At 44.1% G+C, this 18,332-nt stretch carries 14 protein-coding genes; 8 read left to right on the top strand and 6 right to left on the bottom strand.

Annotated elements, in window-relative coordinates; translation table 11 throughout:
- Positions 1-222 precede the first annotated feature (222 nt).
- Positions 223-2,043, top strand: a complete 1,821-nt coding sequence (typA, locus tag AAFH98_RS14280; RefSeq protein WP_342523486.1) for a translational GTPase TypA — start codon at positions 223-225, stop codon at positions 2,041-2,043.
- Here the strand turns inward: typA and AAFH98_RS14275 are convergent, their stop codons facing one another.
- Genes AAFH98_RS14275 through AAFH98_RS14265 form a run of 3 tightly spaced genes read right to left on the bottom strand, consistent with a single transcriptional unit; the run spans position 2,044 to position 3,412 of the window.
- Positions 2,044-2,523 (bottom strand): DUF2306 domain-containing protein, encoded by a 480-nt coding sequence (locus AAFH98_RS14275; RefSeq protein ID WP_342523485.1) that lies wholly within the window; start codon positions 2,521-2,523, stop codon positions 2,044-2,046. It abuts the gene before it with no gap.
- 11 nt (positions 2,524-2,534) lie between these two features.
- Positions 2,535-2,834: a winged helix-turn-helix domain-containing protein gene (locus AAFH98_RS14270; RefSeq protein WP_342523484.1), complete on the bottom strand. Its 300-nt coding sequence runs from the start codon at positions 2,832-2,834 to the stop codon at positions 2,535-2,537.
- 2 nt (positions 2,835-2,836) lie between these two features.
- Complete coding sequence (locus tag AAFH98_RS14265; protein WP_342523483.1) at positions 2,837-3,412, bottom strand: hypothetical protein; 576 nt, start codon at positions 3,410-3,412, stop codon at positions 2,837-2,839.
- A 199-nt stretch (positions 3,413-3,611) separates the two neighbouring features.
- On the opposite strand from AAFH98_RS14265, the gene AAFH98_RS14260 reads away from it, so the two are divergent.
- Together AAFH98_RS14260 and AAFH98_RS14255 are read left to right on the top strand one after the other, a co-directional pair.
- Positions 3,612-4,070 carry a DUF4112 domain-containing protein gene (locus AAFH98_RS14260; protein ID WP_342523482.1) on the top strand — a complete coding sequence of 153 codons (459 nt, stop codon included), beginning with the start codon at positions 3,612-3,614 and terminating at the stop codon, positions 4,068-4,070.
- Between the two features lie 68 nt (positions 4,071-4,138).
- A complete protein-coding gene (locus AAFH98_RS14255; protein WP_342523480.1) occupies positions 4,139-4,837 on the top strand; it encodes a DNA-binding domain-containing protein in 699 nt (232 codons plus the stop codon).
- A 438-nt stretch (positions 4,838-5,275) separates the two neighbouring features.
- On the opposite strand, the gene AAFH98_RS14250 is transcribed toward AAFH98_RS14255, so the two are convergent.
- A complete protein-coding gene (locus tag AAFH98_RS14250) occupies positions 5,276-9,175 on the bottom strand; it encodes an IPT/TIG domain-containing protein (protein ID WP_342523478.1) in 3,900 nt (1,299 codons plus the stop codon).
- Positions 9,176-9,499: 324 nt separating this feature from the next.
- Here AAFH98_RS14250 and AAFH98_RS14245 point away from each other — a divergent pair, with 324 nt between their 5' ends.
- Entirely contained in the window at positions 9,500-11,800 is a 2,301-nt protein-coding gene (locus tag AAFH98_RS14245; protein WP_342523477.1) for a BspA family leucine-rich repeat surface protein, read from the top strand.
- A gap of 131 nt (positions 11,801-11,931) precedes the next feature.
- Here AAFH98_RS14245 and AAFH98_RS14240 read toward each other — a convergent pair whose 3' ends face one another.
- Together AAFH98_RS14240 and recG are read right to left on the bottom strand one after the other, a co-directional pair.
- On the bottom strand, positions 11,932-12,768 hold the full coding sequence (locus AAFH98_RS14240; protein WP_342523475.1) for an AraC family transcriptional regulator: 837 nt from the start codon (positions 12,766-12,768) through the stop codon (positions 11,932-11,934).
- Between the two features lie 103 nt (positions 12,769-12,871).
- Positions 12,872-14,941, bottom strand: coding sequence for an ATP-dependent DNA helicase RecG (gene recG, locus AAFH98_RS14235; RefSeq protein ID WP_342523474.1), 2,070 nt, complete (start codon positions 14,939-14,941; stop codon positions 12,872-12,874).
- 196 nt (positions 14,942-15,137) lie between these two features.
- Here recG and rpsL point away from each other — a divergent pair, with 196 nt between their 5' ends.
- The 4 genes from rpsL to AAFH98_RS14215 all read left to right on the top strand — a co-directional run.
- The gene (gene rpsL / locus AAFH98_RS14230) at positions 15,138-15,509 is read left to right on the top strand and encodes a 30S ribosomal protein S12 (RefSeq protein ID WP_095607485.1); all 372 of its coding nucleotides are present in this window, start codon (positions 15,138-15,140) and stop codon (positions 15,507-15,509) included.
- Between the two features lie 34 nt (positions 15,510-15,543).
- Positions 15,544-16,011 (top strand): 30S ribosomal protein S7, encoded by a 468-nt coding sequence (gene rpsG / locus AAFH98_RS14225; protein ID WP_342523473.1) that lies wholly within the window; start codon positions 15,544-15,546, stop codon positions 16,009-16,011.
- Positions 16,012-16,033: 22 nt separating this feature from the next.
- Positions 16,034-18,184: an elongation factor G gene (fusA, locus tag AAFH98_RS14220; protein WP_342523471.1), complete on the top strand. Its 2,151-nt coding sequence runs from the start codon at positions 16,034-16,036 to the stop codon at positions 18,182-18,184.
- A gap of 21 nt (positions 18,185-18,205) precedes the next feature.
- A partial coding sequence (locus AAFH98_RS14215; RefSeq protein WP_342522055.1) for a GTP-binding protein occupies positions 18,206-18,332 on the top strand: 127 nt, incomplete at its 3' end.

The following is an 18,332-nucleotide window of genomic DNA, read 5'->3' as shown; positions in this document are numbered from 1 at the left end:
CCAAAAAGAATAATAATTGCTAATAAGGAATTGGGAAAATAAAGCCGTATCTTTGCTGGCTAAATTTTATAGGATTGTGAATGTTTTGGAAACGTAATTCTTTGTCATGCTGAACTTGTTTCAGAGCCTAAAGCAGGCTTAGATTCTGAATTTGTTTTAGGATGACATAAGTTCTTATACAAATCCCAAAGCATCCGATCAGATTTTAATCAATACCATTTTATGTACAAGGATATCAGAAATATTGCAATAATTGCTCACGTTGATCACGGAAAGACCACACTGGTTGACGAAATGTTGAAGCAGAGCGGGACGTTTCACGAGCATGAAGAAGTGGCTGAGCGGGTTATGGACTCGGGTGATTTAGAGAAGGAAAAAGGTATTACCATTAGTTCTAAGAATACTGCTGTTAAATGGGGTGATACCAAGATTAATATTGTGGATACGCCCGGGCACGCTGATTTTGGTGGAGAAGTAGAACGTATCCTTAAAATGGTTAATGGCGTAATTATCTTAGTAGATGCTGCCGAAGGTCCGCTGCCGCAGACTAAATTTGTTCTCCGCAAGTCGCTGCAGCTGGGTTATGAGCCTATTGTGGTAATCAACAAGATTGATCGCAAGGATGCTCGTCCCGATGAAGTACTTAACGAGATTTTTGATCTCTTTGTAATGCTGGATGCAACGAATGAGCAGCTTGACTTTCCTATTATCTATGCCGAGGGCATTAATGGAATTGCCAAGAACGAGCTTGAAGATGACAACGAGGATTTAAGTCCGCTTTTTGATCAGATTATCGAAACCATTCCGGCACCTGAGCAAGAACTGGATGCACCGTTTAAGATGTTGGTGAGCAGTATCGACTGGAATGATTATGTGGGACGTATTGCTATTGGCCGCGTAGAGCAGGGAACTATTGAGCAGGGGCAGCAGATTGCGCTGTTGAATCGTGACGGAGAGCTTAAAGAGAAAGCGCGAGCAACAAAGCTGTTTACATTCACTGGATTGAAACGTGAGCCTGTCGAAAAAGCTGAGGCCGGAGATATTTTTGCCCTGGCTGGGTATGAACAAGTAGATATCGGTGATACGCTTACGGCTACAACTGATATGACGGCTATTGAGTATCCTGATATTGATCAGCCTACCATGGCGATGTTTTTTCGGGTGAATGATTCACCTTTTGCAGGGTTGGAAGGAGATTATGTAACCTCCAACCAGATTAAGGATCGCCTGATGCGCGAGATTCGTACAAACGTATCTATTGAAGTTGAACAGACCGATAATCCGGATATCTATAAAGTATCGGGACGTGGGGAGCTGCAACTTGCAATTCTTACGGAGACGATGCGTCGAGAGGGGTATGAGTTTGCAGTATCGCGTCCCGAGGTGCTGTTTAAAGAAATTGACGGTCAACGTCACGAACCGTTTGAGGAAGTCGTTGTGGATGTGCATCAGGATTACAGCAACCGCGTGATTGATAACCTGCAGAAGCGTAAAGGAATTATGACGTCGATGACGCAGGAAGGCGAAAATAACCGCCTTACTTTTAAGGTTCCTTCTCGTGGACTCATTGGCTTTCGTGGCGAAATGTTGACCGAAACACGAGGTACAGGGATTATGCACCAGCAGTTTGATGCGTATGAGCCTTATGCCGGTAAAATTCCGGGCCGTAACAGCGGTACACTCATTGCTCTCGAAAAAGGAGAAGTAACCAGTTATTCGCTTGAAGGTTTGCAAGACCGTGGCGTGTTTTTAGTAGAGCCCGGCGATAAGGTGTACGAAGGGCAAGTTGTGGGTATTAACAATCGATCGGATGACTTGGTAGTTAATGTTGTGAAGAAAAAGAATCTGACGAACCACCGAGCTACACAAAGTGCAGATGAAGTTAAAATTGCTCCTGCCAAAGACATGAGCCTTGAGCAATGCATCGAATTTATTGACGATGATGAATTGCTGGAAGTGACACCTGAAAGTTTACGTATCCGCAAAAAGTATCTTGACTTCAACGAGCGTAAGCGAGCGAAGAAGAATAAAGAGTTCGCATAATTAGGTGTTGGCAAATTGGTCATGCCAGTATTCCTTGCGATAATAAAACCAGCTCCCACCGAGCAGCATCACAATACTGGTACCAACCCCGACCATACCGAAAAAAGGGCTTTGGGGTAAACGCACCAGTACTTCAGCAACAAATGCGGCATATAGTCCCATTACCGACCAGTACATGAAACTGAAGTGTAGAGGAGCCCAGCTGTCTGGTTTTTTAAGTACGACCGGGATCATGCCGCCAGCCAGCGTAAGCCCGCTGACTATAGCAGCAATGTGGAAGATTCCAAAACCGTTAAACAACCGGTAGATCAGGAAGGCGGTTGCAACCACAATGGTCATAGCTGTAACATAGAGATATCCAACCTTTTTGTGGATAGCAGTGCCTTTGCGCATTGCTAAAATTAGTGTTCCGGTAATAAGCGCAATAATTGATGAGGCCAGATGTATGGCGCCGGTCCAGTTATGTACGAGGCTATCCATGATACCTTTAATCAGTTGTTGTTTGTTACATCAAGATATTGTTGCAGAGTGTTGACATACTCTTCGAATGCTTCTATTCCCGTTTCAGTAATGGAGTATGAAGTGTTAGGTTTTTTGTTTTTAAAAGATTTTTTGATTTCAATATAGCCTGCCTCCTCAAGTTTGCTCATCTGAACACTTATATTACCTGCGCTGGCTTCGGTTTCTCTTTTAATGAACTTGTAATCAGCTTTTTCCACACTTATTAATAGCGACATAATAGCCAGCCTAAGCTGTGAGTGCAGTAGTGGATTTAGGTCATCATAGCCCATGATTATTCTTCATTATTTTTGAGGATGTATCCAGGAACCAAATAGCCAACAAAAACTGCAGCTGCTGCCGTAAGTAACTGGTGAGGTAGAGATATCATAAAACTGAGAACGCCCATTAGCCAGATAAATCCTGCCCCCCATTTTAGAGGTCTGAACTTAATGATTGCTCCGCTGAGATAGGTGGAACTGGCTGCCATTATTAAAATTAACGGTGTGATATAGGAGTTAATTTCACTGATGAAGAACAGCACAATGAAATAGTTGATCATAAACACAGTCCAAACAGTTGTATGAATGTGGCTGGAATAAGTAGTTGCTCCGCTTAATTCCTTATCCCGGATTCCTTTAGTAAATGATGCAACAATACCAATGATAATGATTGCCCATGCCCATTCTGGATGAGGAAAAGAGCTGTATTGGAGAAGTACAAAATGGCTTATGCTTCCTGCGATAATCACCCATCCCCACAATAAGAAGTAAAAAGCGCTTTCTTTAAATTCACCTTTTGCGCGTTGAATCATCTCGTTAATAATACCGAGACTTTGCTTTTTGCTAAGTGGTTGTTCTTTGCTTGTCATAGTCACAGGATATTTAGTTAAATTCTATTTTTATATAAAGTACTTTATAATATAAAGTCAAGTAATAATCTATAGGGTTACGGGTTTGTGTATGCCAACAGTGCAAGCGTCGGCTTGTGCATAATAACGCAATCGGATAGTTTTAGTCTGGGCGGATACTCGAACTATTGAGGTTTATATCCCAATAAAAAATTATTGTATGAAAAAGAACCAACAAACACCCACCAAAGAATTCGCTAAACTACTCGATAGCAAATTCCGTATTCCCGGAACCAATATTCGTTTTGGGATTGACCCCATCGTGGGACTTATTCCCGGGGCAGGGGATGTATTAGCCGGGGGCATTTCCCTGTATTTTTTAATCAAAGCCGCACTCCAACAGGCCAAAGCCTCTGTGTTGACACGCATGTTTATTAATATCCTCTTGGATGTGCTTATTGGGTCCATACCGGTGCTGGGCGAAGCTTTTGATGTTTATTGGAAAGCAAACCTGCGCAATGCTCACATTTTAGATGAGCTCCAAAAAAATCCCGATAAAACCACCACCGAAAGCCGCCTGTGGATATGGTTCGTAGTGGTGCAGTTCATCGCTATTCTTATCGGTATTATTTTATTCATTGGATGGCTTATTGCCGAAATTGTGGGATTATTGTTGTAAGGATAGCGTATTTGGACGGTCTATCTAATATAGATAACGATTAAACTCTACCCTTAAAGCAGACCACTATGGCTATTCAATACGCTCTTTTTCCAAATCCCTTAACGTCCGGTGACGAAGACCAGCGGGCAATGGTGCAAAACAGAACCGGACGGACGAAAGAAGATATTATTGATGAGATTATCAGTCGCGGAAGCACGATTACAAAAGCTGAGGCCCTGGCTGTAATCGAAGAATATGAAGCCTGTATTGCTAAGTTTGTCGCCGAGGGGGATCGCGTAAATACCTCGCTGATGAATATTTCCTCTTCGATTGCCGGAGTCTTTACCGACAAGGAAGATTATTTTGATGAGGGGCGGCATCAGATCAATATAAACGTTCAGGCAGGACCACGCTTGCAAAAAGCCATTGCTGAAACCACGACCCAAAAGGTACCCGGCCGGGAGCGGCATCCACAGCCCAAGAGGCTAAAGGATTTTACAACCGACAGCATTAATAGTGAGCTTACCCCGGGAGGTAGTGCCGAACTGAATGGCACTTTGCTCAAATACGACCACGATGATAACAATCAGGGGATCTTTTTGATCGCATCCGATGGCACCGAGAGTAGGGTAGAGCAGGTGTTAAAGAATTGGCCGAGCTTGTTGCTGTTTGTTGTGCCCGATAATCTCTCCACCGGAAAATATAGCCTCGAAGTGCGATCTGTAATCAGGCGTACCACCGAACGGCGGCGTGGAGCTCTTTCGGCCGCTATTACCATATCCTGATGCGAGGTTCATGCTTTATCTGCCATAAGTAGTGGGGACAATATCTCCGACATTGCAATGTCTTATCCACCGACATACTAATGTCAGCCCCTGTGACATACTAATGTCTTACTCACTGACATTGTAATGTCATGCCCCCAGACATACTAATGTCGTAGCTCCTGGTATTGGAATGTCGGACACATCGAATAGTAGGGATGGTGATAAGTAGATCAGTAGAGGGTAGCGTTAATCCTAAATACGGGCTTTTTATTTAGGGGAGATCTCTTTACTGAAGAGCTGTCCCCAGGCTTTTTTCTTTTGGCCAAAAACGTCTAATAAATTGTTTTAGCAGTTGAAAAGAGTGTGAAATATGACCAACCGGTGAAGATGGCTCATTCCATCCCACCGCTTGCTGTTGATCATAGCGTGCAACACCTTTTTTAATATATGTGAAGATCACAGACTTGGTTCTACTAAAACGCCATCTACAGGATTATTGCGTAGGGTGGGATAGTAGTTCGATTCTTCCCCTTGCTTCCATATAGTGTCAAAATCAAAATTCATATTTAATGGTGCATTTGAGCCCGTAATTTCAGTACTGGTCAATCCCCTTCCGCCATCAGATGTTGGAATGCCTACTGATTTATTAAAATAGCTGTTATTGATCGTGCCAAGTGTTGGATCATTAAAACCTACCAAAGCCCCGGATTGGTCACTGCTGTAAGAAGTCATATCTCCAATGGTCCAGGACCCGGTAATTTCTCCTCTATTTTCACCAACCAAGCCGCCTAAAGTAACCTCAAAATAGTCACCAGATAGCGATTCAAGATCCCCGATGGCAAAGCTATTACGGATAATTCCATCTTTGTCATTCTTTGCTACTAACCCGCCACCGATACTCGCAGTTGTGACAAAACCATAGGCGTATGATTCTTGGATGAGACTATTATTGCGGGACACCAATCCACCCGGATCGCCCGCATCACGTCCTCCGACATCACCCTTAGCATGGCTGTATTTTATTTCGCCGCCACTATCATTGACTCCAACTAAGCCGCCATGGTTAACCCCATCACCGGTAACAGTACCTTCGGCATAGGAATGTGTAATGGTCCCTCCTAAATTCCAGCCGACCAATCCTCCGGTCATAGCATTCCCTGTAACGTCACCTGTGCTATAAGAATTACGGATGATTGCCGTACCATCATTTCTGCCTACTAAACCTCCAATCACATAAAAAAGACCACCGGAGGACATGTCTACTGTTGCTTCAGAGTGTGAGTCTTCGATTGTGCCCTCGTTGAGGTATACTAAGCCACCTCCTTGCCAACCTTTAATGGAACCCGATACCGAGCTATTTATGATAGTTCCCTTGTTAAGACCTACAAGTATAGCACCAGCAGAGATATCATAACTGGCTGTTTCCAAATGTATATTAGTGATATCTGCTCCGGCCCCGAGAACTTCAATAAATGCGAGATATCTTTCAGAATTTTTCAGATTCATTGTAAGTCCAGATATGGTAAAACCAGCCCCGTCATAACTTCCTGTGAATGGGTTGTTTTGCGTAGCTATTGGCTTAAATCCTTCGCCGCTATTCCAACTGGCTGTTGCTGAAGCGTCGATGTTTCGGGTTTGCCTGAAATGAGCATTCCTGAACATATCTACAGCCTGTAGTTGTTCTAAGGTAGAAACAAGATACGGGTCTGATGCCGTGCCGCTGCCTCCACTAAAGGGAGTGATGGGGATTACAAACGTTTGTGGGGCCTCGGTGGCACCCTCTGTTGAGGTGGTGGTTACGGTAAACTGGTACTGATGGGGCGTACCGTCGGCGCTGTGGTCGTAGTCGAGTACCGGGCCGCTGATTTGAATACGATCAGGGGCTGTTAAGATACCTTCGACCATAAACAGTCCGGCATCCGGGCCGCCAATGGTGGCGCTTTGGGCTGTGCCTTTGGTGTTGTCCAAGACGATCAAAATGGCGCTGTTACCCGTATCAAAGCCGTCGGGAACCAGATCGAATACAAACTGGCCATTGCTTTGTTCAGTCTGGTACTGGTTTTGTATTGATCCGCGCACAATTTCAACCGGCTCGGCCACATTTTTGACGACAACGGTGAGGCTCTCAAAAGTTATATTTTCATCATCCCTAACACCAATATTGACCTCATATTCATTGTCGGTGGGATAACCAATCTGCTGGCCGTCAGTAGGTTGTTCGTAGTCGCGGGGATACTTAAAACTTAGAGCTCCGGTTTGGGTATCAAGAGTAAAAGCGTCTTCGTCAACGCCGCCGTTTAGCTCGAACGTTAACGCATCACCGTCGGGGTCGGTGGCAACAATGGTCCCGATCTCAGTTTTGTTTTCTTCTATCTCATAGGTGGATTGTGTAATATACGGTGAGTTGTCATTCAAGTTTTGCACGTCCACGGTAATATCCTGGGATGTGCTCCCGTTATTGTCAGCAGCTTCAACCTGTAACTCATAAATATTATCATTGTCGGCATCGGTCGGGTCCTCATGGTCGGGAGCGGTTTTGAACGAAAGCTCCCCGCTTTGTTCTTCAAGGTTGAACAGATCCTGATCCGTGCCCCCGCTGATGCTGAGGGTAATAGCATCGCCTTCGGGATCGTTGGCGGTGAGCGTTCCTATGTCGGTGGCGTTCTCGTTCACGTTGAAAGAGGCTCTACTGGTAAAAGAGGGCGACTGGTTTTCGTTAACATCTGTGACTGTTATGCTGACCCCCTGGTTGGCAGAAAGTGAGCCATCATTGGCGCTGATCTGCAGCTCATAAATGTTGTCAGCGTTAATATCACTCGGGTTTTCGTAATCAGGGATACTGCTAAAGGCAAGTACTCCGGTTTGTTCATCAATTGTAAACAGGTCCTGATCATCTCCACCGCTGATGCTGAAGGTTAGGGCATCGCCGTCAACATCACTGGCAACAACCGTATCAACCAGTGAAGTATTTTCTTTGATGCTTAGGGAGGCTGGAGACGTAAATGTTGGGGGACTGTTAGTGGATACATTAAAGGTAGGGCCATTTACGGTCTCGTTGTCTATGGTAACCGAAACAGGGCCGGTTGTTGCCCCATCGGGGACGGTGGCTGTGAGTTTTTCCGTTGTTGCGGCGCTTACCGTAGCTTGGCTGCCATCAAAGCTGACGGTATTCTCTGAGGGAGTAGCACTGAAGCCCTGACCGGTAATCGTTACATTAGTCCCTGCGGGTCCTCCGGTAGGACTAATGCCACTGATGGACAAATCGGTTGTAGGTACGGTAACGGTAAAGGTCGGTCCCTGGGCCGTCTGGCCATGGGCTTCGACTGTAACAGCACCACTCTCAGCTTTGGGAGGTACCACAACGCTTAGTTCCGTTGGACTTGCGGCAGTCACCTCAGCCTCAATGCTGTTAAATGCAACGATATTTGAGTCGGCTGTGGTATGGAAACCTTCTCCCTGAACCGTGACGGAGGTTCTTACCGGCCCGGATTCAGGTGACAGGCTCAGTACGTTGAGCGGAGTAAGCAGTTGAAAAGCATCCCATTCCATTGATTGTTCCCCGACGGTTACCTCAATGATATTGCCAGAAGCACCTTCCGGGACCTCGGTAATAAGCAGGGTATCAGTGGCACTATGCACCGGGGCTTGTTGGCCTCCGAAAGTTATGGAAATAGCATCTGCATTAGTGGTTGTAATCGTAGCGTTAGCCTTATTTTGTGCAGCTGATACTTTTAATTTTGATGTATTTTTGTTCTGTGGGATATCAGACCTGGGAGATGGCATCCCGATTCCAGGCCGTTTAGCACCGGGAGCACTTAATGAAGCAGCATTATTTGTTTTATTTTTGGCTAATGGCTCTTTTGTCTGCTTATTGTCGGGAAGCAGATCATTGGGCGTTTTATTTGTGGATGCACTTCCGCTTAGGAAATGCGTTCCTTTAATTCGAACCTCAGTTCCCGGTGTAGCCTTGACTGGAGAAACGCCAGTAATGGCAGGGGTGAAGCCAAGAACCTTAAAATGCGGACCTTTGACGGTTTGATCATTTACCTCCAAGGTAAGTCGTCCGCTGGTGGCCCCTCCGGGGACTTTGGTGATCAGCTGATCAGGTGTGGTACTGAGCACAGTAGCAGGCGTGCCATTGAAGGTCAGAATATTATCTGATAGCCGGCTCGCAAAACCACCGCTACCCTTGATTGTAACTGAGTCGCCTACCATCCCACTGTCGGGAACGACACTAACTATTTTCAGTTTGTTGATATCGGGACCGGAGCTGCTACCTCCGCAAGAAGCGATGGTGATTGCAATACCTATGACAAATAGAAGAGCCCAGAAAGGGCGGTCGAATGATAGATGCATGATGGTGTATGAAATAGAGAAGTTACTGGTTACTAAAAGCTATGCCCGATACAAAGCATCGGGAGCCAACGCTGAATACGTGTTGAGGCCAATAAAACAACTCTGCAGTTAACCACGAAGTAAAAATGCGAACGGGATAGGGATGAATGGGAAATCCGTATTAGTTACTCATTATTTGTGAGTTTGATGACATTGAAAAATGAATATTTAGTAACTACAAATGGTGGTTGGCAAGAGTCGTTCGTGTTTTTACTTCGAGTGTATATAAAACTTGTTTTTATTGCGGCGAATAAAATTTTCATCCGCAATACTGAGTTCTGAACTATGATCCACCATCGAAACCGACTACTTCTTTTTGTCACTCTTGCTACTGTAACTTTACTAATGGCCGCTTGCGGCGGTAACAGCACTGGGCCTGGAAATGCCAACGAGCCTACAAATGAAGCAATCTATCAGGTAACTCTGGATGTTACACCTTCCGACGCGGGTACAATTTCGCCCTCTTTTGACAGTACTTATTCCGAAGGTGAACAGATCCAGCTGCTGGCCAATGCAAATGGTGACTACGTCTTTACCCGGTGGAGTGGCGATATGGGAGTTGCAGATAATCCTCTGGATCTAAGGATAGATAGGGGGTATGATCTTACAGCAAACTTTGAACTCAAAAACTATGATCTTGCAGTTCAAACGGAGGGAAAGGGCGTCGTTAGTGAAGTTCTTAAACAGCAAGCGAAGGAATATGAGCACAATACAGTGGTAGAGCTGATTGCTACTCCGGCTGAAGATTATCAGTTTGTAAAGTGGAAAGGAGATCTTACGGGAACGGAAAATCCAGTTCAAGTTACGGTGGATAATCCCAAAGAAGTGACGGCAGTCTTTGAAAAGGTGCCCGATAAAGTAACAACTCATAATGTAAGCGTAAGCGTCACTCCTTCAGGCAGCGGTACAATATCACCTTCAACTGATAGTACCTATGTCGAAGGTGAGCAGATCGAACTGATAGCCAGCGCCAACTCAGACTATGTGTTTACTGGGTGGAGTGGGGATCTGGGAGTTATAGATAATCCTCTGACGTTCACTGTTGATAAAGCGTATAAGCTGACAGCAAACTTCGAGCTCAAAAATTATGATCTTGCAGTTCAAACCGAGGGAAAAGGGGTTGTGAGCGAAGCTATTAATAAGCAAGCCAAAGGATATGAAGCTGGCACAGTGGTGAGTCTGGTTGCCACTCCGGCCAAAAATTACCGGTTTGTTGAGTGGAAAGGAGATCTGACGGGAACAGGAAATCCGGCCCAAATTACGGTCAATAATCCCAAGAACGTAACGGCGGTTTTTGAAAAGAAATCATATGACTTAACCATTCTTACCATTGGTCAGGGGGCTGTTAGTGAACAAGTGGTACAGCAGGCCAAAACGTATACCCATGGGACCGTTGTAGAGTTGGCTGCCGATACCGCAGCCGGCTGGGTATTTACCGAATGGCAGGGCGATCTCAGCGGAACGCAAAACCCAGCCCGAATTACGGTTAGAGAGAAAACAACGATCGTTGCTAAGTTTGACCTACCTTTTTACCTGGCAGATAACGGCATTACAATTTTATGCCCGGATGCCGAGGTGGGTGATACGGGTACGGTAAATGAGGTGACCTATACCAAACGCAGTAAAAGTCAGATTACCCCTGCAAGTGCCTCCACTACTTGTACAAGTGGTATAACCGATATGAGAGCATTGTTTGCAGGAGCAACATCATTTAGTGGCGATATTAATCACTGGGATGTAAGCAGGGTGACTGATATGAGCAATATGTTTAGAGGTGCTACAGATTTTAACGCTGATATAGGAGATTGGGATGTCAGCAGTGTTGAAGATATGTCTGGTATGTTTGAGGCTACTCTTTCTTTTAATCAAGACTTGGGAGACTGGGATGTGAGCAATGTTGTAAACATGGACAGATTGTTTATTGGCTCACGTAACTTTAATGGAGAGATCAGCGGCTGGGATGTTAGCACTGTAGCGTCTATGTCGCAAATGTTTCTGGACGCTTCGGCGTTTAATCGAGATATTACAAGTTGGGATGTGAGCAATGTTACAACTTTGGTCATGATGTTTTCCGGTGCAAGCTCCTTTAATCAAGAGATTGGAGATTGGAATGTCAGTAATGTAACAGAAATGCGCGATCTATTTAAAGGTGCTACAGATTTTAACGCTGATATAGGAGATTGGGATGTTAGCAGTGTTGAAGATATGTCTGGCATGTTTGAAGATGCTGAATCCTTTAATCAAGATATTGGTAGCTGGAACACGATCAGTGTAAAGAAAACAGCGGCTATGTTTAAAAATGCTATTTCTTTTAATGCTGATATAGGAAGATGGGATATTAGCAATCTTTATTTTATGGTAGGTATGTTTGAAGGGGCTGAGTCCTTTAACCAAGATATAGGGAACTGGGATGTTAGCAGGTCAGGAGGTAACTTTATGGAAAGTATGTTCCTCAATGCCACGAATTTTAATCAGGATCTGACCGGTTGGTGCGTGGACAATGTTGATTCTGAACCAACTGATTTCTCTGTGGGAGCCGGACTTGCTGAGGTTAATAAACCAGTATGGGGAACGTGCCCACCGTAACGGAGAGGCCAATGGGGATTATGATATTAGGTCTGTTAAGTTTAGAAGCTTGGCAGACCTTCTTAATTGTAAGCGGCGGTCCGTGAAACGAATAATAACTGATTATTAACTGCGAATTTGTGAATCAGAAATTAAGGATGAAAACTATTTTCTTGGTCGCTACGCATAATTCGGGAAAAGACTGTTTTAAACAGATTATCCTTATCGTCGGTGAGCACGCTCAGATCACCGCCATGGTACTTTTTGAACTTTTTCATAAAGTGGGATCGGTCATGATAGCCAAAGGCCATTAAAATATCGTTAACTGGTTTATCACCTTCAGCAAGGGCGGCACAAGTAAAATTAAAGCGCACTTGTCGGACAAACTGTCCAGGGGTGAAGCCAATGAATTTTTTAAATTTCTTTTCGAGATAGCGCCTGCTAACATCCTCTTTGTTGCAGAGCTCTTTTACTTTGAGCATTCCCTTCTTTTTGTAAATGTAATCGATAACTACATCAAGGTGGGTATATTTGGTAGAAGTTGGTCGTTGTTGAAGCATAAAATCGGTAAGCAGATCAAATCGATCCTCGGTGGTGGTGGCCTTCAGAAGTTTTTGACGAATTTTGTCAGCCTGTTCGCCTACCACTTGATCAAATGAGATAAAATCATTTTGAATATCTGCCAAGTAAATGTTGAAGAGTTTATACGTGGCGGTAGGTTTTAGGGCAATGCCATAGTGTAGGGAGGGAATATCACTATCAAAAGAAAAAGTAGGAAAGTATTGTCCCCCCAGAGCATGATTGGGGAAGGGGCGAATTCCATTTGCTCCTTTGATACGTGGATTCCCCTTAAGTACGAAAGTAATGGTTCCCATACCCATGGGAATAACCCGGTTTTCAGCAAAAGTACTGGGACGAGGGATGTCTATTTCATAGATTCTTTTAACAAAATGGGATAGTTCTTCTGGGGGTAGTATATACTTATGCATTCTAACTTAGAGCCAACGGTGAGTCCTTTTTATATTAAGCTAATTAATTAATAAGAATGATTTAAGCAAATGGAATTTGGCTAAGTGTATGCATCATTTGCGTTTAGCCCATTCCATAAAACCTACTTTTCTCATTATAATATGGAATAAATACTTTTTTTAGCTCTTGATGCTCCGGTTTTTCCAATTCCGGGTCTTCATTCATTACCTCCCAAGCCATAGACTTTGCCTGTTCTAAAATCCATTGATCCTCAACAATATCTGCGACGCGAAATTCAGGAAGGCCGCTTTGCTTCGTACCCAGAAAGTCACCCGGCCCACGGAGTTCCAGGTCCGCTTCGGCAATTTCAAAGCCGTCGTTGGTTTGAGCCATCTTACGCAGGCGGAATTGTCCCTCTTTGCTAACTTTTTGCCCGTAAATCAAAATACAATAGCTCTGACGTTGCCCGCGACCAATGCGTCCCCTAAGTTGATGGAGTTGTGAGAGTCCAAACCGCTCTGCGTGCTCCACAAGCATGATGCTGGCATTGGGGACATCAACGCCCACTTCAATGACGGTGGTTGATACCAGCACTTGGATCTCGTTATCAATAAACTGCTGCATGACCGTATCTTTTTCCTCCGATTTCATTTGTCCGTGCAGCAATCCGACCTCAAAATCTGAAAAGCGTTTCTTGAGTTTTTTATAACCAGCGGTAGCATCTTTGAGGTCCATCTTCTCGGATTCTTCTACCAGTGGGTAAACGATATAAGCCTGGCCACCGTCCTGAATTTCTTGTTCCACAAAGTTATATATGTCATCATGCTTACTTTGATGACGGACGGCCGTTTTAACGGGTTTTCGTCCGCCGGGAAGTCCCTCAATCACAGAAATATCCAGATCACTATATAAGGTCATCGCCAGAGAGCGGGGGATAGGAGTGGCCGACATTACCAGTACATGGGGATGCGAGCCTTTGGTAAGGATTTCGGCGCGTTGTTTTACGCCAAACCTGTGTTGTTCATCGATGACCGCTAAGCCCAGGTTATTAAAGTTAACTTCATCTTGAATAACAGCATGAGTCCCAACAACGATATCGCAATTACCTCCTGCAATGTCTGTAAGAATATCGGTACGAAGACTTGTTTTTTGATTTCCAACTAACAGGCGGACATTTATATCCAACGGGTCAAGGAAGTTTGAAAGTGTACGGTAGTGTTGTTCAGCTAAAATTTCAGTGGGAGCCATAAAGGCTGCCTGATAGCTATTGTCGAGGGCCATCAAAATGGCTCCAAGAGCAACAATTGTTTTACCTGATCCTACATCACCCTGGATAAGTCGGTTCATCTGCTTGCCCGATCGGACATCCTTTTTGATATCTGCCAGCGCCGATTTTTGTCCATCGGTGAGCTCGAAGGGTAAATGCTCATTGAAAAAGGGCTGCGTATACTGGTTAAGTTTTGTAAACAGGGCTCCTTCATTTCTTTCAATGATGTCATGCTTGGTATTTGCAACACTTAACTCAAACAGAAACAGCTCCTCGAATTTAAAGCGCTTAAAGGCTTTTTTGTATTCCGATTCAGATTCTGGAAAATGAATCATTCGGTAAGCTTCGTGCCGTTCAGGTAGATTATGTTTTCTCCGTATGTTATCAGGTAAAAATTCAGGTGGTTTTTCATGCTTGAGGATAATCTTTTGCCACCGGTGAATCATCTTGCTGGTGATTCGCCTTTTCGAAAAAGCTTTATTACCTGGATAAATAGGCACAATCCTTTTAAGGTTATTAACATCAGAAGCATCATCAATTTTATCCCATTCCGGATGAGCTATGGAAACATAGCGCCCGTATTTTTTAGCTTTACCGAAGAAAGCCATAGCATCGCCCTCAGAAAATTGCTTCTTTATATAGTAGCCTCCCTTAAACCATACTCCTTTTAAGGATGCAGTGTCGTCTTGTAAAATGACTTCAAGACGTTTCTTTTTGCCGCGACCCTGTTGCTGTATTTTCTTGATGCGCCCCACAACAGTAACTTCTTCACCTTGTCCCCGCACCTGGCGTATAGGAAGTACAGTAGTACGGTCTAAATAGCGGTGAGGAAACCAGTTTAGCAGATCGAGCAGACTATCAATTCCACTCTCAGATAGCGCTTTTAATCGTTTTGTGCTCAGGTTTGGAAGATCGACTAATTTCAAAATAGATATACTGATATATTACTTTATACTACTAATTTAGGCTCTTTAGAGCTACTTTGATGGACAAAAGTAAACTTAAGAGTACCAGTAGAGAAAAAAAGAAATTATTTAGAATTATTTCTTGCATTGTTGGTACCGAAATCCTTATCATTGGCAACTCTTGTTTGACCCAAAATCAACTAAGCGTTTATAAATCGTGCCTACTATACAACAACTTATTCGTAAAGGTAGAAAAAGCAAGCCGAGTAAAACTACGGCTCCTGCCTTAGAAAATTGTCCGCAAAAACGCGGAGTTTGCGTTCGAGTTTATACTACTACGCCCAAAAAGCCAAATTCGGCTTTGCGTAAAGTTGCTCGTGTGCGTTTAACTAATGGATATGAGGTAACTGCATATATTCCTGGTGAGGGACACAACTTGCAAGAGCACAGTATTGTGCTCGTTCGTGGCGGTCGTGTTAAAGACTTGCCCGGTGTTCGTTATCATATTGTGCGGGGAACTCTCGATACTGCTGGTGTTGAAGATCGTAAGCAGGGTCGAAGTCTGTACGGTACTAAGAAGCCAAATTAGAAATTTGTTGAGTAGGAATTAAACTGATAAGAGTATGAGAAGAAAGACAGCAGATAAGCGCGATGTGCAGCCAGATCCGGTATTTGGTGATAAGCTGATTACGCGCTTCGTTAATAATCTGATGAGAGACGGCAAAAAGAATGTTGCCCGAAAGATTCTTTATCAGGCTTTTGAAATAATTGAAGAAGAAACTGGCGAAGAGGGTATGGAGGTTTTTAAGGAAGCCCTTAGTAATGTTACGCCAGTTGTTGAAGTTCGCGCACGACGAGTGGGTGGGTCTACCTACCAGGTACCTGTCGAGGTTCGTCCCGATCGGGGTACTGCTCTTGGAATGCGCTGGTTAATTACGGCCAGTAAGGGGCGTAATGATAAGTCAATGGCTCGACGATTGTCTCGAGAGTTGTTGGATGCCTCTAATAATGAAGGCGGTGCAGTACGAAAGAAGGATGAAGTTCATCGCATGGCTGAGGCGAACAAAGCATATGCACACTTTAGATTTTAACGTTTTACGATACTGATTTATAATGGCTGAGACGAAGACACAAACAGATCCAAAAATTGTAGACCGCATCAAGCGGACCCGTAATATTGGTATTGCGGCACACGTAGATGCTGGTAAAACGACGATGACGGAGCGTATCCTTTATTATACGGGGATTACGCATCGCATTGGTGAAACGCATGATGGTGCATCCCAGATGGACTGGATGGATCAGGAGAAGGAGCGGGGTATTACAATTACTTCTGCTGCTACGCACTGCATCTGGAAAGATCATCGCATTAACATTATTGATACGCCCGGTCACGTTGACTTTACTGTTGAGGTAGAGCGTTCGCTTCGTGTTCTCGACGGTATGATCGGTGTCTTTGATTCAGTTGGCGCTGTTCAGCCACAATCTGAAACAGTTTGGCGGCAAGCTAACAAGTATGATGTGCCGCGCATGGCGTTTGTTAATAAGATGGACCGTGTTGGCGCTGATTTCTTCAATGTTGTTGAAGAAATGCGCGACAAGTTGCATGCTAATCCTATTCCAATTCAGATTCCAATTGGTGTTGAGGATACTTTCCGTGGTGTTGTTGACCTTATTAAGATGAAGGGAATTATTTGGGATGAGGAGACACTGGGAATGGAGTATGATGAGATCGAAATCCCAGAAGAGCTCCAAGAGAAGGCTAATGAGTATCGCAAGGTTATGATCGAGTCTATTGCCGATCATAATGATACATTGATGGAAAAGTATTTGATGGAGGAGGAGATCAGTGAAGAAGAAATTGAAGATGCTCTTCGTGAGGCTACTCTGAGTAGAGATATCACAGTTGTAATGTGCGGTTCTGCTCTTAAGAATAAAGGTGTTCAGACCGTTCTTGATAAAGTAATTAAGTATTTGCCAAGTCCTTACGACATTCCTCCAATTCAAGGTAAGGATCCTAAAGATCATGATAAGAAGTTAGAACGAAAGCCAAGTGTTCAGGAGCCATTTTCTGCACTCGCTTTCAAGATTATGACTGATCCTTACGTTGGTAAGTTGACGTTCTTCCGTGTTTATTCCGGAGAGCTTGAGAAGGGATCTTATATCTATAATGCGACAACCGGTGAGAAGGAGCGTGTTGGTCGTATTCTCGAGATGCATGCAAATGAGAAGAAAGATCTCGAAATCGTTCGGGCAGGTGATATTGCTGCGGCTGTTGGGGTTAAAGAAGTTAGAACAGGAGATTCGTTCTGTGATGTCGATAATCCTATACTCCTTGAAGAAATTACATTCCCAGAACCGGTAATTAAGTTGGCTGTTGAGCCAAAGTCGAAAGCCGACGCTGAAAAGCTGACTACGGGACTGATTAAGCTTGCAGAAGAAGATCCAACCTTCCAGGTTAATACTGACGAGGAAACTGGTCAGACTGTGATTGCCGGAATGGGTGAGCTTCACTTGGAAATTATTGTTGATCGCCTGAAGCGTGAGTTTAAGGTGGAGGCGAATGTTGGAGCTCCGCAGGTATCTTACCGCGAAACAATTACTTCAAATGTAACGCACCGAGAGACATATAAGAAGCAATCTGGTGGGCGTGGTAAGTTTGCCGATATGGAATTCGAAATCGGTCCACTTGAGAATTTTGAAGAGTTTGATGAAGAAGATAACAATGTATCTGTTGATGAAGAGGAAGGGTTTAAGTTCATCAATGAGATAAAAGGTGGTAATATCCCAACGGAATTTATTCCCTCTGTTGAGAAAGGATTTAAAGAGGCCATGCGTTCTGGTATTCAGGCCGATTATCCGGTTGAGGATATTGGAGTTCGTTTGTTTGACGGGTCTTACCACGATGTGGATTCTGACCAGGTTAGTTTTGAGCTTTGTGCTAAGTTGGCGTTTAGAAACTCAGCAAGAAAAGCATCCCCTAAAATTCTGGAACCTGTTATGGATGTTGAAGTGATTACTCCGGAAGATTTTATGGGCGATGTGATTGGCGATCTAAATGGACGCAGAGGTATTATTGGGAAAATGGATAACAACAAAGAAGGTTCTGTTGTTAGAGCAAAGGTACCCCTGTCTGAAATGTTTGGATATACGACAGATCTCCGATCAATGACGCAGGGACGCGCAACTTCTACGATGGAATTTGCTGAGTTTAAAATTGTCCCTGACAATGTAGAAAAAGAAATATTGGAAGAAAGATCTTAAACATCATTAATCAATAGTATTATGGCAAAAGAGACATTTCAGCGAGATAAGCCACATGTAAACATAGGAACGATAGGTCACGTAGACCACGGGAAGACGACCACGACGGCGGCGATTACGACCGTAATGGCCAAGCACCACGGCGGGG

The sequence above is a fragment of the Fodinibius sp. Rm-B-1B1-1 genome (assembly GCF_038594945.1).
In the GTDB taxonomy this organism is placed as follows: Bacteria; Bacteroidota; Rhodothermia; order Balneolales; family Balneolaceae; genus Fodinibius; species Fodinibius alkaliphilus.
The sequence above is the reverse complement of the archived record's forward strand: the minus strand, read 5'-3'. Positions and strand labels throughout refer to the sequence as shown.

Bases quoted from the DNA above. Each gene is read 5' to 3' on its own strand.
- AAFH98_RS14245 (WP_342523477.1), top strand. From the start codon at position 9,500: ATGATCCACCATCGAAACCGACTACTTCTTTTTGTCACTCTTGCTACT.
- AAFH98_RS14260 (WP_342523482.1), top strand. From the start codon at position 3,612: ATGAAAAAGAACCAACAAACACCCACCAAAGAATTCGCTAAACTACTC.
- AAFH98_RS14265 (WP_342523483.1), bottom strand. From the start codon at position 3,412: ATGACAAGCAAAGAACAACCACTTAGCAAAAAGCAAAGTCTCGGTATT.
- AAFH98_RS14250 (WP_342523478.1), bottom strand. From the start codon at position 9,175: ATGCATCTATCATTCGACCGCCCTTTCTGGGCTCTTCTATTTGTCATA.
- rpsG (WP_342523473.1), top strand. From the start codon at position 15,544: ATGAGAAGAAAGACAGCAGATAAGCGCGATGTGCAGCCAGATCCGGTA.
- fusA (WP_342523471.1), top strand. From the start codon at position 16,034: ATGGCTGAGACGAAGACACAAACAGATCCAAAAATTGTAGACCGCATC.
- AAFH98_RS14255 (WP_342523480.1), top strand. From the start codon at position 4,139: ATGGCTATTCAATACGCTCTTTTTCCAAATCCCTTAACGTCCGGTGAC.
- AAFH98_RS14240 (WP_342523475.1), bottom strand. From the start codon at position 12,768: ATGCATAAGTATATACTACCCCCAGAAGAACTATCCCATTTTGTTAAA.
- AAFH98_RS14270 (WP_342523484.1), bottom strand. From the start codon at position 2,834: ATGGGCTATGATGACCTAAATCCACTACTGCACTCACAGCTTAGGCTG.
- AAFH98_RS14275 (WP_342523485.1), bottom strand. From the start codon at position 2,523: ATGGATAGCCTCGTACATAACTGGACCGGCGCCATACATCTGGCCTCA.
- typA (WP_342523486.1), top strand. From the start codon at position 223: ATGTACAAGGATATCAGAAATATTGCAATAATTGCTCACGTTGATCAC.